We start from the raw sequence: 24,264 nt of genomic DNA on the forward strand, positions 1-24,264 counted from the left end.
CCAAGTCAGCGAGTCTCCAGCTTCAGAGCCTTTGCGACGCGCTCCCATGGCACCAGCTTGAAGTTCTGATGCTCGGGCGGAGAGACGTTCCGGCCGTCCTGCGCAACCATCAAGCCGTTGGCGTACATCCCGCCTGCGGAGGCACTGGTAACCTCCAACCCATCGGTTTCTGAGATGCCGTCAATCCCTTCCCCCGCATTCGCGCCGACCTGGAACGAACCGACATAGGCATTATCGCCTTCGCGCCGGAACACGGCATAGCTGTCATTGCCCTGGCTCGAGACGATCAGATAGCCGCGCTTGGCGCCGAGCTTATAGAGGCCCATGCCCTCCATGTCGTCCTTCAGCGCGGGGTTGTCCTTGACCGCCGCCAGCATCGTGCGCGCGGGGCCGCCAGCGGGCTCCGCGCCCTGCCGCCAAATGCCGACATCCTCCTCACCGACATAGAGCATCCCGGTCTCGTCATCCGCGACGCAGCCTTCGACCTGACTGGCAAAGGGCATGTCGCGCACCAGCTTGACCCGGACCTTCCCCGCTGGCGTCGCCACCAACTCCCATTGCCGCATCGCGCCATCGCCCTGGTTGACGAAGACATAGTGCTTCCCCGTGCGCGCGCTGCGGTACATGCACAGGCCATAGGGATCGTCGAACCCGGTTGTCTGTATGCCGTCCGCTACATCGGTGAGACGGCGCGTGGCGGGGTCGAACGCATAGATCGAGATGCTGCGCTTGGTGCGGTTGCTCGAGGTGACCAGGGTGACGGCCTTGCCACCCAGCTTGAAGCCTTCGCGCAGATCGACATTGTTCATCCGGCCGTCCGGCAGGAACTGAAGCACCTTGCCCGAGAGATCATAGACATAAAGGCCCGATTGCTTCTGCGTGGCAATGATCACGCTGCGCGACGGGTCCTTCGCATCGATCCAGATTGCGGGATCGTCTGCCGCGTCGCCGCCGGTCTCGACGGGCGCGGTCTCGGCCGAGGGCAGCACGATCGGCATGCGCGGCGGGGCGGGCGGCGCGGCGCGGGCCGGCAGCTTCGCGGCATCGAGCAAAGCCGCCCAGGGCACGATCTTGAAATTGGCGTTTTGCGGCGCATTGTCGTCGTCCGCGGCAATCAGCATGCCGCCCGCAACGGTGAGGCTACCCGCACCCTCGACCCCGTCGATCGCGCCGCCGCCAATAGCGAGCGATCCGAGATAGGCATGATCAGCCTGCGGATCGTAGAAATTGAGCCGGTTGGCCGAAGCGTCGGAGACCACTAGCCGGCCGTCTTCGGCGATCGCGACGCCCTTGGCTTCCTCGGTGATGTGGCCGAGGCGGACGATATCGACGATCTCGGGCTTGATTTCGGCCTCAGGCTCGACCGCGAAGCGCCAGACGCCGACGGCCTCCTGCGAGACATAGACCGATCCCCGGTCGTCGGCCGCGCAATATCCAGTTTCCGATCCCAGCGCCATGCGGCGTGCGAGCCGCGCCTCCATCCCGCGCGATGCGCCATCATATAGCGACCATTGCTCGATAGCCCCTCCGTCGCCGAGCAGGAACAAATAGAGCGTATCGTCGCGGTGGCTGCGCGCGAGGCAGAGGCCGGCGACCGTCATCTGCGGCGTCACGCCGCTCAATGCGAGGGGAGTGAGCGCGCCGCCCGCACTGGCGCGGAACAGCACCGGCAGGTTCTTCGGGCCATCGAGCGCAACCACCAGATCGCCGCGCTTGTCGAGTGCGCGGATATTGCCCACCGCGTGCGAAGCGAGCCGCTTGCCGCTCATGTCGAACACGTCGATGCCGCCCGATTCGGCGCCCGCCAGGATGAAATTGCCGGCAGCCCCTCCGATCAGCACCGCGCCGTCCGCGCCCGATCCCAGCGTCGCCGCGGTCTCGGCGTTGGCGGGAACGCTTGGCACCGGCGCGGTCTGGGCATAGGCGCAGGGCGCGGCTCCGCACAGCAGGCTCGCTGCCAAAGAAATCCGCAGTCGCTTCGTCATATCACTCTCCCCATCGGTCCGCTCGCTGTCTGGCCTTGCTGTTAGCCGCGCGAACCTGACATTTAGCCCACAAACGCAATCGAACCAGAAAATATTTTCCATTTGACGTGTGTTCGGAATGTATATTCATGAGGAATGACCATGTCTCCCCTGATATCGGCGATGATCGCCGCCGCCCGCCAAGCCGGTGAAGGACTGGTCGAAGACCAGGGCCGGATCGCTTCGCTAACCATCCAGAACAAGGCCGGCGTCGCCGACATGTTCAGCGAGGCCGATGTCCGCGCCGAGGAGACGATCAAGGCCGCGCTGATGGCCTATGCGCCGACCTACGGCTTTCTCGGCGAAGAAGGGGGGCTCCAACCGGGCAGCGATCCTTCGCATGTGTGGATCGTCGATCCGCTCGACGGGACAACCAATTTCCTTACCGGATCGCCGCTGTTCGCGGTCAATATGGGCCTGGCGCGCGATGGCGTGCCGATCGCTGGCGTCACCTTCGTACCCCTGCTGGACGAATTGTTTTGGGCGGAGCTGGGCCAGGGCGCGTGGCTCAACGACAAGCTCATCCGGATATCCTCGCGCGCGACGCTGGGCGAATCAGTGCTGGGCGTCGGCATCCCCTTCGCGACCAAGCCCGGTCACGGCCAATTCCATGCGGAGATGCAGCGCCTCACCGAACGCGTGACGGGCATCCGCCGCCTGGGCGCGGGCGCGATCGATATGGCTTGGGTGGCATGCGGGCGGCACGATGCCTATTGGGAGCAGAGCGTCAGCGCCTGGGATATGGCCGCGGGCGTCGTCATCGTCCGCGAGGCCGGCGGACTCGTCACCAATACCTTGGGCGGTGAGCTAGACCTGATGGGCGGCACGGTGCTCGCCGTCACGCCGACGATCCAGAAGGACGTGCTCGAAGCGCTTGCGCGAATCTGAGCGGGCGCCTCAGGCGATCGCGGCCTCGGCCATTGCTTCGGCTATTGGCAGAAAGGTCGTCGCGGCAAGGCTAGCCCCGCCGACCAGCAACCCATCGACATGGCTGAGCGCGATGATCTCGCGTGCATTCCCTGCGCTGACCGATCCGCCATACAGAATGCGGACCTGCTCGCCGGCACCGCCGAAACGCGCCGTCAGCACATCTCGCAGCCGGCGATGCATCGCGTCGATCTCCGCCGGAAGCGGCGTATCTCCGGTGCCGATCGCCCAGACCGGTTCGTAGGCGACCGAGAGGCGGGCGGGATCCAGGTCATCGCGTAGCGAGGCGCGAAGCTGCTTGGCGATCTCGTTTTGTGAAGCGCCCCGCCACGCTTCGCCCACGCATACCATCACCTGGAGCAGCGGCACAGCCGCGGCAGCCTTGCATGCGATATCCGCGTGGCTCAGCCGCGCATCGCGGCGGCATTCGCTGTGCCCCAGCAATACCCATTGAGCTCCGCCGTACCCGCGTCGATCGCCACCACCTCGCGCAGCGCGCCACGGCTGCCGTTCATCTTCCAATTACCCGCGAGCAGGCGGCGGCGCGTCACGCAAGCGCGACCCAGCGTGCCTCGCGGTGCGAAGTACGGATGGCGTCCGCGGCCTGCTCGACACGCAGCGCGTCGGCGAAATCCTTGGCGTTGGACGAGTCGCCGAGCACCGCGTCGATCACCGCCTTCACTTCGATCGTCTTCAGGTCGTTATAGCCGATCTGGTGCCCCGGCGCCGGGCAGAAGCCGCCATAGGCGCCGTGCCCGGGCCCTGCCATAATCGTGGTGAAGCCATTGTTGATTCCCGGCCCAGCGCGATACAGCTGGAGCTCGTTGAAGCGCTCCTGGCTGAAGACGATCGATCCCTTTGTGCCGCTCACTTCGAAGCCCAGCCCCATCTTGCGCCCAGTCGCGATCCAGCTGGCCGAGAGCGTTCCGGTGGCGCCGTTGGCAAAGCGGACGAGCGCGTCCATCTGGTCGTCGACGCGCACCACCCGCTCGACCCCGTCGGGGGTGCGGCGCATCGGGTGCGCAGTGTGGAGCGTGCCCGAAACCTCGGCGATCTCGCCGAGCAGATGCCGCGCCATCGCGATGATGTGGCTGCCGATATCGGCGAGCGCTCCGCCCGCCTGCTCGGGCTCGCAGCGCCAGTTGAAGGGTGCAACGGCCGAGGCCATGAAGTCCTCGGCGTGGATGCCGCGAAATGCAGTGACTTCGCCGATCTCGCCCGAGGAGATCAGGTCGCGCGCGACGGCAATCATCGGATTGTAAAGATAGGTGAAGCCCACCGCGGTCGGCAGACCCGAGGCCGTAGCGGCATCCGCCATCGCCTGCGACTCGGCCAGCGTCGCGGCAAGCGGCTTCTCGCAATAGACCGGCTTGCCCGCCGCCAGTGCCGCGAGCGCGATGGGGGCGTGGAGCAGATTGGGCGTGGCGATCGCGACCAGATCGACTGCGGGATCGGCCACTGCCTCGCGCCAATCGCCGGTCGAGCGCGCAAAGCCGAATTGCGCCGCCGCCTTGGCGGCGGTCTCCGCATCGCGGTCCGCCTGGATCTCGAGCACGGGCTCTACCGCGAGGTCGAAGGTCCGCCCCACCGCCGCGAACGCCATCGCATGCGCGCGGCCCATAAAGCCCGAGCCGATCAGCGCGACCCGGAGCGGACGCTTGCTCATTCTCCGGCGACTTGCGCGTAGCGCGCGCGCAGCTGCTCGATCGTCTTGCGCTTCACGGGCAGCCCGTCGCGCAATTTATACCAGGTGTTCTGGCTGATCCGGTAGGTGTCGAACAATCCTTCGGAGGTCGCCTTGGGCAGCCGCGCCTTCATCGCCTCAAACTCCTCGGGCGGAATCGCGACCATTTCGAAACGCATTATTTCTCCACTCCATAGTAACTGCCCCCGGCCCCCACGCGGTCCCGGCGCTTCATTTCCTTGGGATCGATCGCCGTCTTCCAGCTCGACCGGCCGTTCACCAGATCGGCGCCCTTCACGACGACGGGGTCCCAGACCGGCGAGCCGATCACGTTGTGCACGGTCATCTCGACCTTGGGCTCGGGCGCGAAGCTGAAATCGAGCACGCCGAAATTGGCGCTGCCAACCCAAGGCGCGCGCAGACGCACTTCGGGGGCCTGATCGATGAACTTGGGGCTGAGCAATTGCGCGAGCCCCGAGCTGACCAGATCGTAGAAGTCGTAGCCGCCCTTCTCGCTCCACGGCACGCAATTGGCCTCGCCCATATGCACGTCGCCCGAAATGCCGAGGCAGCCGGAGACCTCGTTGTCGCGGATGAAGTCGAGCAGTTCGTTGCGCTCGTCGAGATACATCGCCCAGCTATCGCCTGGCCGTTCGGCTTTAGACCAGCCGGTGCCCGAGACGAGCAGCTTGAACACTGCCTTCGACGCCTTGAGCTCGCGCTTGAGCCAGGCTTTCTGCCCAGCGCCCAGCATGGTCTTGGCAGGACCGTCGGGTGCGTTCGGGCTGTCGCGGTGATAGCGTCCGTCGAGCATGAAGATGTCAATCGGGCCAAAGCTGTGGCGGAAGAAGGTGCCCGGCGTATCGGCCGTCCCAGCCGATGGATTAGCCCACCAGCGCTTGAACAGCTTGAGCGTCATCGGCTTGACCGGATTGGCGCCGTCCGAATCGTTATAGCCGAAATCGTGATCGTCCCATGTCGCCAATTGCGGCACGGAGCGGAGCAGCGGCTGGAGGCTGGAAACGGCGCGCTGGCGTGCATAATTGTCGGTGAACGCAGCCTCGGCGTCGCTGTCGGCATAGATATTGTCGCCGAGCCACAGGAACAGGTCGGGCTCCATCGCGGCGATCGCGTCCCATACCGGCTGGTGCTGATCGATCTGCACCCGCGCGCAGGATCCGAAGGCGATGCGGATCGGGCGCTTGCCCGCCGGCGCGGTGCGCGTCTTGAACGGGATCGGCTGATTGCGGTCGGCGATTCCATCAGTCTTGATCCGATAATAATAGGTCGTGTCGGGCTTCAGGCCCCCGATGGGAATCTGGGTCACATGATCGTCGGCTTCGCTCGCCTGGGTGATCGGCGTGGTCTTCGCATCGCTGAACGTCCGGTCGCTGGCATATTCGACCGCGACGCCGAACGTGCCGCTCGCCCGGCTCCACACCGTGAAACCGCTGGTTGTCGAAGCCCCGATCATGGGCCCCTCAAGCAGTCGCGGATAGCCCGGCGCGATTGCCGCCAGTACGCGGGCTGGCAGGCCAGCGAGTAGCGTCAGGGTGCTTGCGCCCCACAGGAATTTACGACGGTTCATGGGATTTCCTTCAGTCGCGCAAGCGCGTGTTCCAGAGGGTGGAAGCGAGCAACAGCGACACCACTGACGCGCCGATCCAGAACAGGATGACGGTACTGAAGTCGTAGTGATTCACCCCGTTCACTTTGGTCATGCCTGCGGTGATCAGCTTTCCGGAGATATTCTCCTGGATGCCCGCGCCGATATAGCTGAACACCCCGACCATCCCGAGCGCCGCGCCCGCGACACGCTTGGGGCAGATGTCGATCGCGAACAGTCCGCCGACCGAGGTGACGAGGCCGGTCATGCCCAGCCCGAACAGCAGCATCGAAAGGCTCGTCCAGAGCACGCCCGTAGGGCCGTAGAAAAGCAGCACCAGCCCGATGATCTCGATTATGCCGAAGAGCAGATTGGCCGGGGGACGTCTTGCCGCGAAGAACTTGTCGGAGATGAAGCCGAACGCCACCGCGCCGGCTATTCCCGCCAGCGTGCTGATCGTCAGCATCGAGCCCGCCTGCACCAGCGAATAGCCGCGGACTTCCTGGAGATAGAGGATGCCCCAGCTGTTGATCGCATAGCGCGTGACATAAACCAGCGCGCTCGAGACCGCGACGATCCACACCGCCGGAATCTTGGTGATGCCGAGCTGAGTCACGAAAACACCCTTGGGCGGCTTCGCAGCAAGTGCCGCTGCCTCCGCGTCGGTCGGTTCGTAGCGGTCGCCCTTCCAGTCGGCGACCGCCGGAAGCCCCATCGTGCGCGGGCGGTCAGCCATCGCGAAATAGGTGGCGACGGCGGCAACCATCGTTGCGATCCCCGGCCCCCAAAAGCCCCAATGCCAGCCAAGCGTCGCCACCAGCGAGGCAGTCACCAGGAAGGTAAGCCCTTCCCCTATCGAATGGGCCGTGGACCAGATGCCGTAATAGCGCCCGCGTTCCTTGTTCGAGAACCAGCTGGCGAGCGCCACCACAGAGGCCGGCGCGCCATAGCTCTGGAACCAGCCGTTGAGGCCCCAGACGATCGTCGCCACCGCCACGGTGGTCGAGAAGCCCATCACGATGTTGCAGAGCGCCGACATCACCAGCCCGATCGCCATGAACCTGCGCACATTGGCGTGGTCCGCGACGAAACCGTTGATCAGCTTGCCGGCAGCGTAGGAGTAGAACAGCGCCGAGCCGATATTGCCGAGGTCCTCGGGCGTGAAGATCCCGCCGTCGATCAGCGGCTTCTTCACCACATTGATCGCAAGCCGGCACATATAGCTGACCGCATAGCCCGCCGTGATCGCGATGATGATGCTCATGCGGTGCCGGCGGTACACCGAGTCCACGTCGATATCGGTGCGTAGCGGAAGGTCCGGTCCCGTCGCGAAAGCCTTGAGCATCTTGCCTCTCCCTGACGCTTTGCGTCTTGCGAGCATGTTACGTAGCGACGCGTGTCACCCCATGGTCGGGATGATGAAGGCGCTGTCCCCCGCGCCGCCGTCCGGCCAACGCTGGGTGATCGTCTTCATCTTGGTCCAGAAACGGACGCCCTCCATGCCGTATTGATTGTGATCGCCGAAGCCCGAGCGCTTCCAGCCGCCGAACGAATGGTACGCCACCGGCACCGGGATCGGCACGTTGATGCCGACCATGCCGACATTCACCCGCGCGGCGAACTCGCGCGCGGCGTGGCCGTTGCGGGTGAAGATCGCGACGCCGTTGCCGTACTGGTGCTCGCTGGGAAGCCGCAGCGCGGTCTCGAAATCAGGCGCGCGGACGATCTGGAGGACCGGGCCGAAAATCTCCTCCTTGTAGCTTTCCATGTCGGTCGTGACTCGGTCGAACAGCGACGGCCCGATGAAGAAGCCTTCCTCATGCCCCTGGAGCTTGAAGCCGCGGCCATCGACGACGAGCTCTGCGCCTTCGTCCACCCCGGTCTGGATCCAGTTCTCGACGCGCTGCTTGTGCGCGGCGTTCACCACCGGCCCGTAATGCGCGTCGCTATCAGTGCTGACGCCTACGCGTAGCGCGGCGATGGCGGGGATCAATTTTTCACGCAATGCATCGGCGGTCTTGTCGCCCACCGGCACCACGACCGGCAGCGCCATGCAGCGCTCGCCCGCCGAACCAAACGCCGCGCCGCAGATATCGTCCACCACCTGGTCGAGATCGGCATCGGGCATGACGATGCCGTGGTTCTTGGCCCCGCCCATCGCCTGGACGCGCTTCCCCGCATCCACACCGCGGCGGTAGACGTAATGCGCGATGTCGGACGAACCCACGAAACTGACCGCCGCGATGGCGGGATGGTCGAGGATCGCATCGACCATTTCCTTGTCGCCGTGCAGCACCTGCAGGATGCCCTCGGGCAGCCCCGCCTCCAGCATCAGCTCCGCCAGCCGCACCGGCACTGAAGGATCGCGCTCGGAAGGCTTGAGGATGAAGGCATTGCCGCATGCGATTGCCGGCCCGAACATCCACATCGGGATCATCGCCGGGAAGTTGAAGGGCGTGATGCCCGCCACCACGCCCAGGGCCTGGCGCATCGAATAGACGTCGATGCCGGGGCCAGCGCCCGTGGTGTATTCGCCCTTCAGCGCGTGCGGCACGCCACACGAGAACTCGATCACTTCGAGCCCGCGCTGGATGTCGCCCTTGGCGTCCGCGACGACCTTGCCATGCTCGCTCGCCAGCAGCTCGGCCAGGTCTTGCATATTAGCTTCGAGCAGCGTCTTGAAATTGAACATCACGCGCGCGCGGCGCTGGGGGTTGGTCGCCGCCCAGGCGGGCTGCGCAGCCTGTGCCTTCGTCACCGCCCGGTCGAGGTCGGCGACCGTCGAGAAGCCCACCCGCGCCTGGATTTGCCCCGTGCTCGGGTTGAACACGTCACCGAAGCGCTCAGAAACGCTGCCGCCCGCGGAGCCTGCTGCGCCCCCGGCGATGAACTGCTCGATCTGTCTCACTTCGTCTTCCTTACTGACGCACGATCCAGTCGTGCGCGGGGTCGTTGCGGAACACCCAGTTACGGCGGGGTCCGGCCATCACGTTGAGGTAATATAGGTCGTAGCCATGCGGGGCGCCGACCGGATGATAGCCGCGCGGCACCATCACCACGTCGCCATCCTCCACCGCCATCGTCTCGTCGATGTCGCGCTCGTCGGTATAGACCCGCTGGAACGCGAAGCCCTGCGGCGGCGAGAGGCGGTGATAATAGGTTTCCTCGAGGAAGGTCTCCTCAGGGTATGCGTCGCGGTCATGCTTGTGCGGCGGGTAGCTCGACCAATTGCCGCCCGGCGTGATCACCTCGACCACGAGCAGGCTCTCGGCCTCGTCCGTGTCCGAGAGGATGTTGCGGACGTGCCGCGTATTGCTGCCCTTTCCGCGGATCTCGACCTTGTCGGAGCGGATCACGCGGACGCGGCCCTTGCCGGTCCCGGGGGCGGTGCAGATCGCGACTTCGGCGTCGCTCGACGCGGTTATGGTATAATCGGTATCAGCGGGCAGATAGACCGAAGTCGCCGCGCCTTCGAACACCGACTTGCGGCCACCCAGCCCTTCGAAGCGCTCACCGGCTTCGACTGTAACCGTGCCCGAAAGGACCACCAGGCAAGCCTCACGGCCAGCTTCACGATGCGAATAGCCCTTGCCCGTAGCCAGCCGGACCACACGAAACCCGACATACTCCCAGCCCGCGCTCTCCGGAGTGACTTCCAGCACGGTTCCGTCGGCATCGGCGGCATGTGAGCGGACGAGCAGCGACATCAGGCGAGCTCGGCCTGCTTGGCGAGCGCCTTGAGCGTATCGAGCCCAAGCTGGCTGTATTCGCGGGGATTGGCGATCGCCGGATCCTGCTCCGCCTCGATCACGATCCAGCCGGAATAGTCCATATCGGCCAGTGCTCGCATGAACGGAGCATAGTCGTAATCCCCGTCCCCAGGCGCGGTGAACATGCCGCCGACCACACCGTTGAGGAAGCTCGTCCCGTTGGCGCGGAACTCGTCATATTTCGCCTGGCGGATGTCCTTGCAGTGGACGTGCGTCACGCGCTCGGGCCGCGCCTTGATCACGTCGATCGGCTCAATGTCACCAAACAGCGCGTGGCCGGTATCGAGCACCAGCCCGACATGATCCTGGGTAGCGTCGAAGAAGCGCTCCAGCTCGTCTTTGGTCTCGACGACCGTGCCCAAGTGATGGTGGTACGCGAAGCGAAGCCCGCGATCGTTGATGTAGCGCGCAACGGTGTTCAGGCGCTCGCCGAACTGCCTCCAGTCGCCGGGTGCGAGGATCGGATGCTGGTCGAGCCGGCTGCCATAGCGGTCGCAATGCACGGCGTTGGAAGTCTCGGCGAGGATGAACACCGACGAGTCCATGTAATCGAGCAAAGCCAAGTGATTGCCCAGCGCCGCGATCTCGGCGTCGGCGTCATGCTTCAAGAGGTTCGAAGAATACCAGCCGCCGACGATATCGAGGCCATAGCCGCGCATGATCGGGGCCAGCGTTTCGGGGTCGCGCGGGAATTTGTTGCCAAGCTCCACGCCGTCAAAGCCGATCTCCTTCACGTCGGCCAGCAGCTCGTCGAGCGTCGTGTCGCCGCCCAGCTCGCGCATATCGTCGTTGCACCATGCGATCGGGCTCACGCCCCAGCGGATCGTCATTTTCTGTCTCCGGAGATTCGATCTTCATATTCGCGGCGCGCGGCCTGAACTTCGGCGCGGGGTGAAATCTCGGGCACCGCCACGTCCCACCAATGGCCGCCGGCCTCGGTGGTGATCATGGGATCGGTGTCGATCACGACGACGTAACTCTTGGGCGATGCCTTTGCGCGGACCAGAGCCGCTTCGAGTTCACCGATGCCGCTGACCTTCTCGGCTGCCGCTCCCAGGCTACGGGCGTGCGCGGCAAAGTCGATCTCGGGCAGCGCTTCATGCGCGCTGTCGGCAAGCAGGTTGTTGAAGGGCCGCCCGCCGGTGCCCTGCTGGAGCCGGTTGATGCAGCCATAGCCGCGGTTGTCGAGCAGGATCACGGTGATCTTCCGGCCGAGCATCGCCGACGTGGCAAGCTCCGAATTGAGCATCAGATAGCTGCCATCGCCGACCATGACGTAAACGTCCCGCTCGGGCTCGGCCATCTTGACCCCCAGCCCGCCCGCGACTTCATAGCCCATGCACGAAAAGCCGTATTCGACATGATAGCCGCCGGGCCGGTGGCTGCGCCACAGCTTGTGCAGCTCGCCGGGCAGCCCGCCGGCCGCGCAAACGACCGTCGCGTCCTCGCCCGCCTGGCGCCAGACCGCGCCGATCACCTGCGCGTCCGAGGGGACCGCATTGCCTGCTGCCGTCGCCGCATCCCAGACCGCGTTCCACGCGCCGACCGCCGCAGCATTTGCGTCGCGCCAGTCGCTCGAAACGCCCCAGTCGCCCAGCGCGTCGCCCAGCTCTTCGAGCACTGCGCGCGCATCGCCCAGCACCGGCTCCGCCGCGTGTTTGCCCGCATCATGCTGCGCAACATTTACCTGGAAGAGTCGCTTGCCCGCGAACAAGGTGCGCGAGCCGGTCGTGAAATCCTGAAGCCGCGTACCCAGGCCGATCACCAGGTCCGCCGCCTCCGCTGCCGCGTTCGCCGCACTCGTCCCGGTCACCCCGATCGAACCCAGGGCCTGGGGATGATCCCAGGCGAGCGCGCCCTTCCCCGCCTGCGTTTCCGCGACCGGAATGCCGGTCCGCGCAGCCAGGGCGGCAAGTGCGCCTTCGGCACGCGAATACATCACGCCGCCGCCTGCCACGATCAGCGGCGCCTTCGCGTGCCTGATCGCCTCGGCCAGCGCGGCCAGTTCGCCCTTGTCGGGCCGCACGCGGCGCTGGCTCCAGGTTTTCGCTGCGAAGAAGCTGTCCGGATAGTCGAACGCCTCCGCCTGCACATCCTGGCAGAGGCAGAGCGTCACTGGCCCGCAAGCGGCGGGATCGGTCAGCGCCGCCATCGCGCGCGGCAGCGCATCGAGGATCTGCTCCGGCCGCGTGATCCGGTCGAAATAGCGGGACACCGGCTTGAAACAGTCATTGGCCGAGACCGTCGCGTCGGCGAAGTCCTCGATCTGCTGGAGCACCGGATCGGGCCGCCGCGTCGCATAGACGTCGCCCGGCAGGAACAGCACCGGCAGCCGGTTGACATGCGCCAGCGCCGCCGCGGTCACCATGTTGGTCGCGCCCGGCCCGATGGACGAGGTACAGGCCATTGCCCGCTGCCGTCGCGATTGCTTGGCGAAGGCGATGGCGGCGTGCGCCATGCCCTGTTCGTTATGGGCGCGGTAGGTCGGCAGCTCGCCGGTCATGCCGGCCAGCGCCTCGCCCATGCCCGCCACATTGCCGTGCCCGAAGATTGCCCAGACGCCCCCGAAATACGGCACCGTCGCACCGCCGATCTTCACCGACTGCGCCGCGAGATACCGGGTAAGCGCCTGCGCCATGGTAAGGCGCACCGTCTTGCTCATCAGGCTGCCACTTCCCTCACATGGCGCGCCGCGCGCCACGCATCCGCCAATACGCGCAAATTCTCCGCCAGCGCGTCCACGGCTCCATTGTCGTCCATCTCGCCCGAAAGCCAGCGCCCCGCGACCTCGTGGAAGATCGTGCGCCCGACGGCGAAGCCCTTGACCAGATCGAAGCGCGCGGCGGCGGTTATGCCGGCGAGCAGCTCGTCCTGCGGCGCCGAAAGTCCCAATAACACGATGCCGCGGCACAAGGGATCGTGGCGGAGGATCGCCGCCTCGATCGCGCGCCAGGTGGCGCTGTCCTCCGCGGGCTCGAGCTTCCACCAGTCCGGATAGACGCCCAGCGCGTAGACATGATCGATCACCCGCGCGATCGTGCCGCTGTCCACCGCACCGTGCTTCGATGCAATGATCTCGAGCAGGAATTCGTGGCGCGTCGCGCGGCATGCGTCGAACAAGCGGAGGATCTGCCGGTCCTGCCGCGCGATCATCTCGGCATCGTCGTCCGGGTGATAGAAGACCAGGCACTTGACGACATGGTTGATCGGCCATTCGCGGAGCGTCGCCGCGACATCGGGCGATCCTTCGAACTCGATCGGGCGCGAGCCGGGCAACTCGATCGGGCGGCCGATCCAATAGGGCGTATCCGCAGCCGCTTCGAGCGCGCGCGCGCCGAAACGCCCATCGAGCAGCATTCCATAGCGCGGATCACCCTTGGCGAGGCGCTGCACTGCCTTCAATGCGAGATTCTTGAAGTGCGCGACCTGCTCGGCGTCGCCGGTGCCGAGATCGGCGATCAGATCGTCGAACTGGCTGCGATGGTCGATCGCGAGCACGGTCAGTTCGTCATGCACGCCGTGCCGGCTGGTCGACCAGTGCAATTGTTCGAGTTCGGCGCTTTCGCGCAAGCGATGCGGCCAGGTGCCGCGCAGGAACACCTGAAGCTCCTCCCACGATGCCATTGCCGGTGCGCAGCCGTGGCGCGAAACGACGATCGCGCCGCATGCATTGGCGATTTCGCAACATTTGTCGATCGGCATGCCGCGCAGCCAGCCGCGCAGGAAGCCGGCCATGAAGGCGTCCCCTGCCCCCAGCACGTTGAACACTTCGATCGCGAAGCCGCGGCCGACAATGCCCGCGTCGAGATCATCGGGCACATTGCCCGGAAACGCCACGCAGCCCTTGGGCCCGCGCTTGCACACCAAAAGCGCATCGCTGTTCGCGCGGATCGCGCGCAGCGCCGCGACCGTATCGGTGGTTCCGCCCAGGATATGGACCTCTTCCTCGGTGCCGACGATCAGGTCGCACAAAGGAAGCACCTTCTGCAGCTCGGCGGTCACCGCCGCGCTCGCCACGAAGCGGTCCTCACCATTAGCCTTTTGGGCGAGGCCCCAAAGCACCGGACGATAATCGATGTCGAAGACCACGCGCCCGCCCTGCGCCTTCATCAGCGTGGCGGCCTTCATGCTCGCGGCGAACACGCCCGGTTGCGACAGATGCGTGCCGTTGACCAGCAAGGCGCCGGCCCGCGCCACGAGCGCCGGGTCCACATCGTCGGCGACCAGCGCCATGTCGGCGCAATTCTCGCGGTAGAAGATCAAGGGAAAGGTGTCAGGATCGCGGATGCCGAGGATCGCGAGCGCGGTCAGCCGGTCCGGATCGGTCTTCACGCCCGCAGTCTCGACGCCCTCGCGCTGCAATTCCTCTCGAATGAAGCGTCCGAAATGGTCGCCGCCGACGCGTGTCAGCAGCCCGGCGCTCAGCCCCAGCCGCGATGCGCCGATCGCGGTGTTGGTCGGGCTGCCGCCGATATATTTGGCGAAGCTCGCCATGTCCTCCAGGCGGCCGCCGATCTGCTCGCCGTAGAGATCGATCGCCGACCGCCCCAGCGTGATCAGATCGAGGCGGCGCTCGCCACCTGATGCCCCCATGCCCTCAGCCATTTTCAATTCAGACCGCCTCTCCGTGGTCTGTAACGCCTATTCCAACCACGTTCTATTTGCAACATCTGTTTCAGAATATTCTGCAGTTGGAACATATGTTTTTGTGGGGCTAACCCGACTTCGCTCGCCGTTTCGCGGGCTTGCGGCTCGCTTCGAATGCAAAGTTGATGACCAGCGCCTGCGCCAGGCACATCGATGCCGAGAGCGAGCGGAACTTGCGCACTTCTGATTCGCGGACCTGCAGCACATGCTGGGCCGGCTTGGCAACCGGGCTGACGAGGCTGTCGCTGATCGCCAGCACGTCATGCCCCTGCGCGCGCACCGCCTCGACGATGGCGACGCTCTCCTCCGAATAAGGCTGGTAGCTGATCGCGATCAGCAGATCCTTGTCGCGCATCGCTTGCACCTGCTGCATCGCAAGGCCCGCGACGCCGTCAATGAAGATCGTGCGCTTGCCCGCCTGGAGCAGCGAATAGGCGATGTAGGACGCGACAGGGAACGAGCGCCGGAAGCCTACGACATAGACCGTCTCCGCCGCCGCGATCACATCGACCGCTGCTTTCATCTCGGCGCCGCTCACCGTTTGCATCAGATTCTGCAGTGCCAGCGTGTTGCCCTCGACGAATTCGGCAAGCAGGCCCGCCGGATCGGTGCCATTGTTGTTCGCGGTCTCGCCGAGCTGGCGGACGCGCTCCGAATAGCCCAATGCGGCATTGTTGTTGAGCAGCCCGTCGCGGAACAGCCGCTGCATCTGGCTCGCCCCCTCGAAGCCAAAGCTCTTAGCGAAGCGAACGATCGCCGAGGGCTGCACGCCGCAGCGGGCCGCGATCACCGCCAGGGTCTCCAAGGCGATATCGTTAGGCTCGTCGAGGATATAGCGTGCGATCTGCTTCAGCCGCTTGCTTAGCGTCTCGTAGCGCCGCACGATCTCGGCGCGGAGCTGTTCGGCGGTTGCGGGAGCAGTCGAAGCGTCGGACATTATCTGAAATTCCTCCCCGGTCATGAAAAGCGGAATATCTGTTCGATTTTTGGAACGCAACTATCGCGCTTGTCCATTGCATGGGTTAGAGAACATTCGTTCCATTTCTAGAGAGGATAGAATGCACGACATCGCTCTGATCGGCGCCGGAAGGATCGGCAAGATCCACGCCGCCAATGCCGCCGCCAATCCGCGCCTGCGCCTATCGCGCATCGTCGATCCCTTTGCCGATGCCGCGGCATCGCTTGCGGCGAGCTACGACGCCCGGGTTTCGACGCTCGACGACGCGCTCGACGACCCCGCGATCAGGGGCGTGATCGTCGCCAGCTCGACCGACACGCACCTCGAATACAGCCTGCGCGCGGCGGAAGCCGGCAAGGCGGTATTCTGCGAGAAACCGCTTGATCAGAACCTGGCCAAAGCGAGCGCCGCCTCGGCGAAATTCGATGCATTGGGCGCGAAGCTGTTCCTCGCCTTCAACCGCCGCTTCGACACCAATTTCGCGAGCCTGCAGGCCCGGCTGGCGGCCGGCGAAGTCGGTAGCCTCGAGACCCTGCACATCATCAGCCACGATCCCGCCCCGCCGCCGGTCGAGTACGTCAAGGTATCAGGCGGTATCTTCAAGGACATGGTGATCCACGATTTCGACATGGCGCGCTGGCTGCTGGGCGAAGAAGTCACGCAGGTCTTTGCGTCGAGTTCAGTGCTGATCGACCCGGCAATCGGCGAGGCCGACGATGCGGATACCGCCAAGACGATTCTCCGCACCGCCTCCGGCAGGCTCTGCGTCATCTCCTCCAGCCGCCGCAGCGGCTATGGCTATGACCAGCGAATCGAGGCGTTCGGATCGAAGGGCATGATCCGCGCCCAGAACCAGCTTGAGACCACGGTCGAGACCTGGGGCGAGGCTGGCTCGACCGGAGACAGGCTGCAGAATTTCTTCCTCGACCGCTACGCCGTCGCCTATGCCCGCGAGGCCGATCACTTCGCTGACATCGTCGAAGGCAAGGTCGAGCCGTTGATCGGCTATCGCGACGGCGTCGCGGCCCTGGCGCTCGCCGAAGCCGCCGCGCAATCGGCCGCAAGCGGAACGCTGGTCCGCCTCTGACAAAAATGGGGAGCCGGGTGACCGGCTCCCCAAGGAGGCATTCGGGAGGGAAGTTTCGGGCCGGGGCGCAAACCCCGGCCCTTTTGGTATCAGTAGGTAAGTGACAGACCGACACGCATCGAGCGGCCGTACTTCTCGGCTTCGCGGAAGCGCGATTCGGTCGAGAAGTAATAATAGTCCTGCGCATCGGTCAGGTTGGTGCCTTCGACGAACAACTCGACATACTTTACCGGGCGATAGCCGATGCGGGCATCGATCGTGGTGATCTTGCCGAAATAGCCATCCGAAAGACCGGTCGGGTCGGCGGAGTTGAGCCCGCCATCGGTGTCGAGATAGCCTGCACGATACGAGACCGCGACGCGTGCCGAGATGCCGTACTTTTCGTAGTAAAGCTGCCCGCTGGCGATCGTGCCGGCCTGCCCCACCAGCGGCGTCTTGATCGTGCGCCCGGGCACCTTCAGGTCCGAGCCCGACAGTGTCAGGTTCGCGTTCACGCCGAAGCCGTCGAGCGGCGAAGGCAGGAAGGTGAAGGGCTTCTGGATCGCGAACTCGACGCCGTGCACTTCGGCTTCGGTGCCGTTGCCGAACGAGTTGACCGTCGAATTGGTCACCGCGATCCCGCCGAACGTGCCCGCCTGGCCGAGCGCGGTGGTGGCGAAGATCGGGTTCTTGATGCGCTTGTAGAAAGCCGAGACCGAAATGCCGCCTTCGCCGGGGAAGTAATATTCGAGGCCGGCGTCCAGGTTGAAGGCGCGTTGCGGCTTCAAATTGGGATTGCCGAGCGTAACGGTCGCGCCGGCTGGTCCGCCTTCGACCGACACCGTCGGCGCGAGGTTGACGAACGGCGGACGTCCGATCGCCGTGGTGATCGCGGCGCGCGCCTGCAGGTTGCGACTGAACTCGTACTTGGCGTTAATACCCGGGAACCAGTCGGTATATTCATAGTGACCGAACGAGTCGAAGTTGCTCGCCAGCGTGGTCACCCCCAGACGGTAGATCACCGCCGAGGTATTCCCGTCGGTCTTTTCGACGCGGACGCCGGGGATGACCGTCAGGCCGCCCGATTTGATGATCGCCATCACATAGCCGGCGATCACCTTTTCTTTGACCTGGTAATCGTTGGTCTTGGATTGCGAGACCTGGTCGGCGTTGACCGTGAACAGCCCGGTATTGGTGTTGTTTGCGAAGACATAGGACTGGACCGAGTCCATGTTGATCGTCGGCCCTAAGGTCAGCGTGCCGTCGAACGTGGTCGGGATCGTCTGGTCGAGATCGGATGCAAGCGTCCGGGTGGCCGCGGCGCCCGTCGTGTTGAACGTGCGGCCGGTTTGATCCTGGAAGCGGTCGCGGTTGAGATATTTGCCGCCGATCTTGAAGGAGCTGCCATCGCCAAGCCCGTCGAACGGAATCTTCACATCGACGCGGAACTGGTCGAGCGTCTCGCCGGCCAGGCGCGAAACCTGTTTGTAGTTGTTCAGCCGGTAATTGGCCGGATTGAGCGCCACTGCGTTGGCAGTGAAGTTGCTGAGCAGTCCGTCCCCGGTCGTGAAGGTCGCGCCGTACGTTCCCGCCGCGGTGAAGGAACGATATTCGACCTCGTCGCGGATCGGATCCTTCTTGTTAGACTTGGCATGCGTGTATTCGGCCTCGATCCCCACGCCGCCGAGGTTGAACTCGCCGCCGGCCGAATAGGTCTTGGTATCGGTGACCTCCTGGCGGCTGCGCAACAGGCGGCGCGCCGTGGTGTTGGTGATCGTGCCGCCGGCGGCGGTCAGGCCGGTATAGCCAGCCGCAGTCGTCGGGAAGAAGAAGCGAAAGCGGTTGCGCGTCTCCTTGTCGCCGAACTGCGAATACATGAAGCGCGCGAACAGCTTCACGTCGTCCGAAGGGCGGAAATCGAAGTTCGCTACCGCGCCCTTGCGAGTGCGGATCGCGGGATCGTAGATGCGCTGATCGAGCTCGATCGGCAGGTCGACGCCGCCCACGGTTTGGCGGCCGCCCGACAGCACGTCCTCCGAATAAGAGGGGCGCTTGGAATAGTTTGCTGCGACCACCAGACCAAACTGGCGGTTGGCGCCGAAAGTGCCGCCGAGCGCGATATCGCCTTCACGACCGGTCCGGTCGGTGTCTTCGTACAAGGCGCGGATGCCGCGGGCGCTGGCGAACAGCGCCTTCTTGTCGAATGCCGAGACGGTGTCGATGTCGACCTGGCCGGCGATTGCGTTGGCGTCGAGATCGGGGGTCAATGTCTTGATGACGGTGACCGATCCGATCAGCGCGGAGGGAATATCGTCGAGCTTGACGTTGCGGTTCTCCGGCTCGGGCGCCGAAGCCGTCTGGCCGTTGAGCGTGACGTTCGCGAGGTTCGGCTCGATGCCACGGATGATGAGGTAGCGGCCTTCGCCCTTGTCGGTCGCGACCGAGACGCCACTCAGGCGGCGGACCGCTTCGGCGACGTTCTGGTCGGGCAGCTTCCCGACATCGTTTGCCGAGACGACTTCGCTGGTGGTATCGGCATCGCGCTTCTTGAGCAGCGATGCGCGGTCCGATGCGCGCTGGCCGGTGACGACGATGGCCCCATCAGTCTGATCTTCCTGCTGCACGTTCGGCCCAGTGCCGGCATCCTGTGCGAAGGCCGGCGTGGCAATCGCTATTGCGAGCGCAGCGGCGCTTACCCCGATCAGCGTACGGCCAAACCTGCGACCAACCTTATTCATACAATCCTCCCCAAGCTCGCCAGATGCAGATTCACCTGCCCCAGTCTTTCCAACTGAGACTCTATTACGAACAAAAATTCCATATTGCAACAGGAATAGAATTTATCTTGCACATTGGAACGGCGCCCGCCTTCGATCCGGCCGGGGCCTAGCCCCGGTTCATGACAATTGGCGGACAGGTGAGCGTTAGGAAGATTGCGGAGACCAGCTCAACCGGACTTCGAGGCCGCCGAGCGGCCCGGGGCGTAGTTCCAGCATGCCGCCGCTGGCCTCGGCAAGCTCGCGCGCGATCGCCAGGCCGAGCCCGTGGCCGTCACCTGCCAAATCGAGTCGCGCGCCGCGCAACACCGCGTCGCCATGGCGCGCGGCGTCAAGGCCGGGTCCGTCGTCACTCACGGATACCAGGGTTTCCCCCGCGTCGGCGCGGACCGTCACCACGACGCGCCTGTGCGCATGCCGCGCGGCGTTTTCCAGCAACGGACCCAGCAGTTCGGCGGCATCGTCCCCGGCAAAGGGCAGCATCGCCTCCGCCGATCCCTCCACCGAAAAGGCGATGCGTTCGCCTGCCTCGGTAGCTTCGATCACTTGCACCAGCCGTTCGGCGAGCGGAAGCGCGGGCGTCGCCCGCCCCTCATTCTGAACCAAGCCGATTCGCGTGCGGGCCAGTTCGCCGTCCACAGCGCCGCGAACCGCCGCGATGGCCGTGTCGAGCCCGTCGGCCGCCGCGTCCGCGCCAGCCTCTCTCGCGCGCGCGCTCTGCGCGGCCAGCGCAGCAAGCGGCGTCTTGAGTCCGTGCGCCAGATCGGCGGCGCGGCGGCGCGCACGTGTGACATCCGCCTCGCGCGCACCGGCAAGCGCATCGATCGCCTCGGTCAGCGGCCGCAGCTCACGCGGATACGTACCCGCAAGCCGCGCGGAGGCGTCGCGCCGAAGCCGCCGCACCTCGCCCTCGACACTGGCAAGGGGCCGCAGCCCCAGTGTCACCTGCACCCAGGCCGCGATCGCAAGCACCACCCACAGGATCACGAGAAAAAGCGCCATTTCCCGCCCGAACTCGCGCTGCGCCGGCGCCAGCCGCGCGAGATCGTAAGCCAGCTGGATCGTCACGTGCGGCTGGCCCGGCTCGAGCCGAACCTTGCGCTCGACCAGCAGAAGTTGCTGACCAAACGGGCCAGCCGCCTGGCGGGCGCCCCAATCATCGGTCGGCGGGTTCATCGCCGCTGGAAGCCGCGAATCCCACAGCGAGCGCGAGCGCAACTGTCCTTTCGTAGCGTATACCTGCCAATAGAGCCCACTCGCCGGCACGCCGAAACGCGGGTCCGCCGGCTCCTCGTCGAGCGCGGGAACGCCTCCCGCCGCACTCAGCCCAGCGAGGAGCGGCACTGCCTGTGTAGTCAGCTCAGCCTGCACGCGCCGTTCGATATGGCGGTCGAATACCCATCCCATCGCCCCCCAGGCGATCGCCAGCGCCACCGCTATCGCTACCGCCGCGCCGACGAGCAGCCGAAGGCGCAGCGAATTGCGGATCATGTCGCGGACGCCGCCAGCAGATAGCCGAAGCCGCGGCGCGTCTGGATCGTCTCTGCTCCCAGCTTGCGCCGCAGACGCGCGACAAGCGCCTCAATGGCATTGGCGTCACTCATATTTGCCGCGCCATATAGATGCTCGGCCAGTTCGCCCGCGGACACCGCCCGCTCGGGATTATGCGCAAGATAGTCGATAAGCCGGAATTCCAGCGGGGACAGCCGCACCGGCGCGCCGTTGAGCGTCGCGGTCATCCGATGCGTGTCGATCGTTACATCGCCGGCCTGCAGCGTCGAAGAAACGCGTCCCGCCGCGCGGCGCACCAGCCCGCGCACGCGCGCCACCAGCTCGCCCATTTCCCAGGGCTTGGCCAGATAGTCGTCCGCGCCCGCCTCGATTCCTGTCACCTTGTCGGTCCAGTCGCTGCGTGCGGAGAGGATCAGGATCGGAAAGCGCCGCCCAGCCTCACGCCAGCGTCGGATCACCGAGAGCCCGTCGAGCCGCGGCAGGCCGAGATCGACCACCGCGACGTCATAGTCCTCGACATCGCCGTGAAACCAGGCCTGTTGCCCGTCGGATGCGTGATCCACGGCAAAGCCCGCGCCGCCGAGTGCCCGGACCAGCTCGCCCGCCACGACGGGATCGTCCTCCACCACCAGCGCGCGCATCAGGGGCCTGTACCCAAGTCAGTCGTCCTCGATCTGGAGCAGCTTGCCGCTGCGGGCGTCCAGCTCGACTTCCCGCACCCGGCCGTTCTTCGCAAGGATCTTCACTTCATATTTGAAGCCGAACGGCTCGCGCTCGAGCTTCACCTTGAGCACGTCGCCCGGCACGAGCCTGGTTGCGATATCGAGCACGCGCACGATCGGCAGGATCTCCCCGCGCGCCATCGCTTCGCTCGCAGCCTTCTGATCGGCGCGGTCCCTGGCCTTCTTGTCCTGGGCGAGCGCAGGCGAAGCGATCAGCGCGGCGGCAGAGAACAGGGTAAGAAATGCTTTCATCGCCATCCCCTGCACCGTTGCCGCTGACAAAAGGCTGACGGCCCCCGTCGGTTTCCTGTCAGTTCGTTCAGCTTAATGCGGCGGCATGATCCGCTCCACCCCTTTGCTGGCGTTCGCCGCGCTGCTCGCCACGCCTGCCGCCGCGCAGACCGCAAGGTCGGACTTGCTCGTCTTTCCGGCAAGCTTCTTCGCCGAGGCGCAGCCCGCCACGGCGTATGACATGGTGCTGCGCATCCCCGGATTCGCTTTCGACGCGGGCGATTCGGAAGTGCGAGGCCTCGCCGGATCGGGCGGAAACGTGCTGATAGACGGCCGTCGTTCGGCAGCCAAGGGCGACACGCTCGATGCGATCCTCAAACGCATCCCCGCCGCCGCCGTGCTGCGCATCGAGCTGATCCGCGGCGGTGCGAATGGCGTGGACATGCAGGGCGCGCCCCTCCTCGCCAATGTCGTGCGGCGGCGCGAGACGGCGGTACGCGCCCAGGCCGAGGCGAGCTTCTCTTATTATGGCGATGGCCGCACCGCGCCCTCGGTTCGCGCCAATATCTCGCGCCGGCGCGGGGATGCGCAGACTGAGGGATCCTTCTATCTGTATCAGAGCGTCGATGACGAAAAGGGCCGCGGCCCGCGCACCCGCATCAACCCCGACGGATCGCTGCGCGAGCGCGCGCTCTATGACGAGCGTGACGGGTTCCGTGGCGGCGAGTTCTCGGCAGGGCATGAGCAACCGCTGGCTGGCGGCCGCCTCCAGCTAACCGTCTCGCTAAAGCGCGACAGCGAGCGTGCCGACACCGATCTTCTGTTCCTCGCGCCGTCCCCGGGGCTCGAAGAGGTTCTCGAGCTGGAGACCAAGGACAATGCCGAGATCGGCCTCGCCTGGTCTCGCCGGTTGGGCAGGCAATGGTCGCTCGAGCTGTCCGGGCTCCAGCGCTTCAGCTTGGACGACGCCAGCGAGCGTTCCGACGACGGCAGCGATGTCGAGGAGGTCGCGGCCGATGCACGCGGTGGCGAGAGCATCGTGCGCGCATTGCTCCGCTGGCAGCGCTCCGAGGCATTAAGCTTCGAGGGCGGGGCAGAGGCCGCATACAATTATCTCGACAGCCACTCGGCGCTCGCGGTGAACAATGTCGCGGTCGCGCTCCCCGCGGCGAACGTTCGTGTCGCCGAGCGCCGCGCTGAAGGGTTTGCGAGCGCCATTTGGCATCCATCGCACACGCTATCGGTCGAAGCCGGCCTGCGCGTGGAAACCTCGCGGCTTGTCCAGACCGGGGATTCGAACCTGGCCAAGTCCTTCGTCTTCGCCAAGCCGCGCCTGGCGTTCAACTGGTCGGCTGGCGCGCGAACCCAATGGCGCGCACGGATCGAGCGCGACGCTTCGCAGCTCGATTTCGGCGATTTCGTCAGCTCGACTTCGCTCACCTCCGGTACGACCACCGCGGGCAACGCCGATCTGGAACCCCAGCGCGTCTGGACCGCCACGCTCGCCTGGGAGCGACGCTTCTGGAACGAAGGCGCGCTGGTGCTGACCGCCCGGCGCGAATGGATCTCGCATACCGTCGATCGCATCGGCGTGTTCGGCCCGGGCTTCGCTTTCGATGCCCCGGGCAATATCGGCACCGCAGCCAAAGCGAAGATCGAAGCGAGCCTCAGCCTGCCGCTCAATCGGCTCGGAATCGCCGGCGGGCTGCTCAAGCTCGATGCAGGCTATCGCTGGACTTCGGTGATCGATCCTACCACCAGGCTGCGCCGGTCGATCTCGGGCGAGCAGCCGATCGACGGCGAAGTGCATTTCACGCAGGATCGCCCTGCCATCGGCTTCCGCTGGGGCGCCGACATGATCCTCGCCGAGACCGAGACCGAATACCGCTTCAATGAAGTCCGCCGCAGCCATATCGGCGCGCGCGTATCGGCCTTCGCCGAGGTCCATCCAGCCGCGCACTGGACGCTTCGCGCCTTCGCCGAGAACATCACCGGTCGTGACGTGCGCCGCGACCGCTTTATCTATGCGGGCGCGCGTTCCGCGCAGCTACTGCGCTATTCCGAAACCCGGCTGCTTTCGACACAAGCCTTGTTCGGCGTGCTGATTCGCAAGGATCTCGGCGGCAAGTAGTGGAACATATGTTTTCGATTATGTTGCATAGTGGAAAATCAATTGCGCACAGGCATAGTCGGCTAACATAGGAATGGTCATGCTTTTCAGGGCCGCTCAGGCATCGGACAGCACTTAGCCGGAGTTCCTGGCTGGGGCGGCAGGATTCGAACCTGCGAATGGCGGCATCAAAAGCCGCTGCCTTACCACTTGGCGACGCCCCAACGGGA

The 24,264-nt window shown here is 65.3% G+C and carries 20 protein-coding genes and 1 tRNA gene; 3 read left to right on the forward strand and 18 right to left on the reverse strand.

Features of this window, described 5'->3' with window-relative positions; genetic code table 11:
- Positions 1–5: 5 nt before the first annotated feature.
- Positions 6–1,985, reverse strand: a complete 1,980-nt coding sequence (locus VF617_RS13740; RefSeq protein ID WP_331015457.1) for a phytase — start codon at positions 1,983–1,985, stop codon at positions 6–8.
- 141 nt (positions 1,986–2,126) lie between these two features.
- Here VF617_RS13740 and VF617_RS13745 point away from each other — a divergent pair, with 141 nt between their 5' ends.
- The gene (locus tag VF617_RS13745; RefSeq protein WP_331015458.1) at positions 2,127–2,912 is read left to right on the forward strand and encodes an inositol monophosphatase family protein; all 786 of its coding nucleotides are present in this window, start codon (positions 2,127–2,129) and stop codon (positions 2,910–2,912) included.
- A 9-nt stretch (positions 2,913–2,921) separates the two neighbouring features.
- Here the strand turns inward: VF617_RS13745 and VF617_RS13750 are convergent, their stop codons facing one another.
- From VF617_RS13750 to VF617_RS13805, 12 genes are all read right to left on the reverse strand, one after another.
- A complete protein-coding gene (locus VF617_RS13750; protein ID WP_331015459.1) occupies positions 2,922–3,395 on the reverse strand; it encodes a triose-phosphate isomerase in 474 nt (157 codons plus the stop codon).
- Entirely contained in the window at positions 3,356–3,502 is a 147-nt protein-coding gene (locus VF617_RS13755; protein ID WP_331015460.1) for a hypothetical protein, read from the reverse strand. Before VF617_RS13755 ends, VF617_RS13750 begins: the two co-directional genes overlap by 40 nt.
- On the reverse strand, positions 3,499–4,617 hold the full coding sequence (locus VF617_RS13760) for a Gfo/Idh/MocA family oxidoreductase (protein WP_331015461.1): 1,119 nt from the start codon (positions 4,615–4,617) through the stop codon (positions 3,499–3,501). The genes VF617_RS13755 and VF617_RS13760 overlap by 4 nt, the downstream gene beginning before the upstream one ends.
- Entirely contained in the window at positions 4,614–4,814 is a 201-nt protein-coding gene (locus VF617_RS13765) for a hypothetical protein (protein ID WP_331015462.1), read from the reverse strand. The genes VF617_RS13760 and VF617_RS13765 overlap by 4 nt, the downstream gene beginning before the upstream one ends.
- Positions 4,814–6,223, reverse strand: a complete 1,410-nt coding sequence (locus VF617_RS13770; RefSeq protein WP_331015463.1) for an alkaline phosphatase D family protein — start codon at positions 6,221–6,223, stop codon at positions 4,814–4,816. The genes VF617_RS13765 and VF617_RS13770 overlap by 1 nt, the downstream gene beginning before the upstream one ends.
- A gap of 10 nt (positions 6,224–6,233) precedes the next feature.
- Entirely contained in the window at positions 6,234–7,586 is a 1,353-nt protein-coding gene (locus VF617_RS13775; protein ID WP_331015464.1) for an MFS transporter, read from the reverse strand.
- A gap of 54 nt (positions 7,587–7,640) precedes the next feature.
- Entirely contained in the window at positions 7,641–9,149 is a 1,509-nt protein-coding gene (locus VF617_RS13780) for a CoA-acylating methylmalonate-semialdehyde dehydrogenase (protein WP_331015465.1), read from the reverse strand.
- Between the two features lie 10 nt (positions 9,150–9,159).
- The gene (iolB, locus tag VF617_RS13785) at positions 9,160–9,948 is read right to left on the reverse strand and encodes a 5-deoxy-glucuronate isomerase (protein WP_331015466.1); all 789 of its coding nucleotides are present in this window, start codon (positions 9,946–9,948) and stop codon (positions 9,160–9,162) included.
- Positions 9,948–10,841: a myo-inosose-2 dehydratase gene (iolE, locus tag VF617_RS13790; protein WP_331015467.1), complete on the reverse strand. Its 894-nt coding sequence runs from the start codon at positions 10,839–10,841 to the stop codon at positions 9,948–9,950. Before iolE ends, iolB begins: the two co-directional genes overlap by 1 nt.
- Positions 10,838–12,673 (reverse strand): 3D-(3,5/4)-trihydroxycyclohexane-1,2-dione acylhydrolase (decyclizing), encoded by a 1,836-nt coding sequence (gene iolD, locus VF617_RS13795; protein WP_331015468.1) that lies wholly within the window; start codon positions 12,671–12,673, stop codon positions 10,838–10,840. The genes iolE and iolD overlap by 4 nt, the downstream gene beginning before the upstream one ends.
- The gene (locus tag VF617_RS13800) at positions 12,673–14,616 is read right to left on the reverse strand and encodes a bifunctional 5-dehydro-2-deoxygluconokinase/5-dehydro-2-deoxyphosphogluconate aldolase (RefSeq protein ID WP_331015544.1); all 1,944 of its coding nucleotides are present in this window, start codon (positions 14,614–14,616) and stop codon (positions 12,673–12,675) included. Before VF617_RS13800 ends, iolD begins: the two co-directional genes overlap by 1 nt.
- A 109-nt stretch (positions 14,617–14,725) precedes the next feature.
- On the reverse strand, positions 14,726–15,595 hold the full coding sequence (locus VF617_RS13805) for a MurR/RpiR family transcriptional regulator (protein ID WP_331015469.1): 870 nt from the start codon (positions 15,593–15,595) through the stop codon (positions 14,726–14,728).
- Positions 15,596–15,716: 121 nt separating this feature from the next.
- Here VF617_RS13805 and iolG point away from each other — a divergent pair, with 121 nt between their 5' ends.
- Positions 15,717–16,703: an inositol 2-dehydrogenase gene (gene iolG, locus VF617_RS13810; RefSeq protein WP_331015470.1), complete on the forward strand. Its 987-nt coding sequence runs from the start codon at positions 15,717–15,719 to the stop codon at positions 16,701–16,703.
- A gap of 89 nt (positions 16,704–16,792) precedes the next feature.
- On the opposite strand, the gene VF617_RS13815 is transcribed toward iolG, so the two are convergent.
- From VF617_RS13815 to VF617_RS13830, 4 genes are all read right to left on the reverse strand, one after another.
- A complete protein-coding gene (locus tag VF617_RS13815) occupies positions 16,793–19,420 on the reverse strand; it encodes a TonB-dependent receptor (RefSeq protein ID WP_331015471.1) in 2,628 nt (875 codons plus the stop codon).
- 186 nt (positions 19,421–19,606) lie between these two features.
- Positions 19,607–20,950, reverse strand: a complete 1,344-nt coding sequence (locus tag VF617_RS13820) for a sensor histidine kinase (RefSeq protein WP_331015472.1) — start codon at positions 20,948–20,950, stop codon at positions 19,607–19,609.
- A complete protein-coding gene (locus VF617_RS13825) occupies positions 20,947–21,612 on the reverse strand; it encodes a response regulator transcription factor (RefSeq protein ID WP_331015473.1) in 666 nt (221 codons plus the stop codon). The genes VF617_RS13820 and VF617_RS13825 overlap by 4 nt, the downstream gene beginning before the upstream one ends.
- An 18-nt stretch (positions 21,613–21,630) precedes the next feature.
- Positions 21,631–21,945 carry a PepSY domain-containing protein gene (locus VF617_RS13830; protein ID WP_331015474.1) on the reverse strand — a complete coding sequence of 105 codons (315 nt, stop codon included), beginning with the start codon at positions 21,943–21,945 and terminating at the stop codon, positions 21,631–21,633.
- 85 nt (positions 21,946–22,030) lie between these two features.
- Between VF617_RS13830 and VF617_RS13835 the strand changes: the two genes are divergently transcribed.
- A complete protein-coding gene (locus tag VF617_RS13835; RefSeq protein WP_331015475.1) occupies positions 22,031–24,055 on the forward strand; it encodes a TonB-dependent receptor plug domain-containing protein in 2,025 nt (674 codons plus the stop codon).
- Positions 24,056–24,183: 128 nt separating this feature from the next.
- On the opposite strand, the gene VF617_RS13840 is transcribed toward VF617_RS13835, so the two are convergent.
- A tRNA-Gln gene (locus VF617_RS13840) sits at positions 24,184–24,258 on the reverse strand.
- Positions 24,259–24,264: the final 6 nt, after the last annotated feature.

Origin of the sequence: Sphingomonas sp. (genome assembly GCF_036388215.1) — a bacterium.
Lineage (GTDB): Bacteria > Pseudomonadota > Alphaproteobacteria > Sphingomonadales > Sphingomonadaceae > Sphingomonas.

What these genes read in the sequence shown, in the direction of transcription:
- VF617_RS13740 (WP_331015457.1), bottom strand. Translation starts at nt 1,985, where the DNA reads ATGACGAAGCGACTGCGGATTTCTTTGGCAGCGAGCCTGCTGTGCGGA.
- VF617_RS13745 (WP_331015458.1), top strand. Translation starts at nt 2,127, where the DNA reads ATGTCTCCCCTGATATCGGCGATGATCGCCGCCGCCCGCCAAGCCGGT.
- VF617_RS13760 (WP_331015461.1), bottom strand. Translation starts at nt 4,617, where the DNA reads ATGAGCAAGCGTCCGCTCCGGGTCGCGCTGATCGGCTCGGGCTTTATG.
- VF617_RS13765 (WP_331015462.1), bottom strand. Translation starts at nt 4,814, where the DNA reads ATGCGTTTCGAAATGGTCGCGATTCCGCCCGAGGAGTTTGAGGCGATG.
- VF617_RS13770 (WP_331015463.1), bottom strand. Translation starts at nt 6,223, where the DNA reads ATGAACCGTCGTAAATTCCTGTGGGGCGCAAGCACCCTGACGCTACTC.
- VF617_RS13775 (WP_331015464.1), bottom strand. Translation starts at nt 7,586, where the DNA reads ATGCTCAAGGCTTTCGCGACGGGACCGGACCTTCCGCTACGCACCGAT.
- iolB (WP_331015466.1), bottom strand. Translation starts at nt 9,948, where the DNA reads ATGTCGCTGCTCGTCCGCTCACATGCCGCCGATGCCGACGGAACCGTG.
- iolE (WP_331015467.1), bottom strand. Translation starts at nt 10,841, where the DNA reads ATGACGATCCGCTGGGGCGTGAGCCCGATCGCATGGTGCAACGACGAT.
- iolD (WP_331015468.1), bottom strand. Translation starts at nt 12,673, where the DNA reads ATGAGCAAGACGGTGCGCCTTACCATGGCGCAGGCGCTTACCCGGTAT.
- VF617_RS13800 (WP_331015544.1), bottom strand. Translation starts at nt 14,616, where the DNA reads ATGGCTGAGGGCATGGGGGCATCAGGTGGCGAGCGCCGCCTCGATCTG.
- VF617_RS13805 (WP_331015469.1), bottom strand. Translation starts at nt 15,595, where the DNA reads ATGTCCGACGCTTCGACTGCTCCCGCAACCGCCGAACAGCTCCGCGCC.
- iolG (WP_331015470.1), top strand. Translation starts at nt 15,717, where the DNA reads ATGCACGACATCGCTCTGATCGGCGCCGGAAGGATCGGCAAGATCCAC.
- VF617_RS13815 (WP_331015471.1), bottom strand. Translation starts at nt 19,420, where the DNA reads ATGAATAAGGTTGGTCGCAGGTTTGGCCGTACGCTGATCGGGGTAAGC.
- VF617_RS13820 (WP_331015472.1), bottom strand. Translation starts at nt 20,950, where the DNA reads ATGATCCGCAATTCGCTGCGCCTTCGGCTGCTCGTCGGCGCGGCGGTA.
- VF617_RS13825 (WP_331015473.1), bottom strand. Translation starts at nt 21,612, where the DNA reads ATGCGCGCGCTGGTGGTGGAGGACGATCCCGTCGTGGCGGGCGAGCTG.
- VF617_RS13830 (WP_331015474.1), bottom strand. Translation starts at nt 21,945, where the DNA reads ATGAAAGCATTTCTTACCCTGTTCTCTGCCGCCGCGCTGATCGCTTCG.
- VF617_RS13835 (WP_331015475.1), top strand. Translation starts at nt 22,031, where the DNA reads ATGATCCGCTCCACCCCTTTGCTGGCGTTCGCCGCGCTGCTCGCCACG.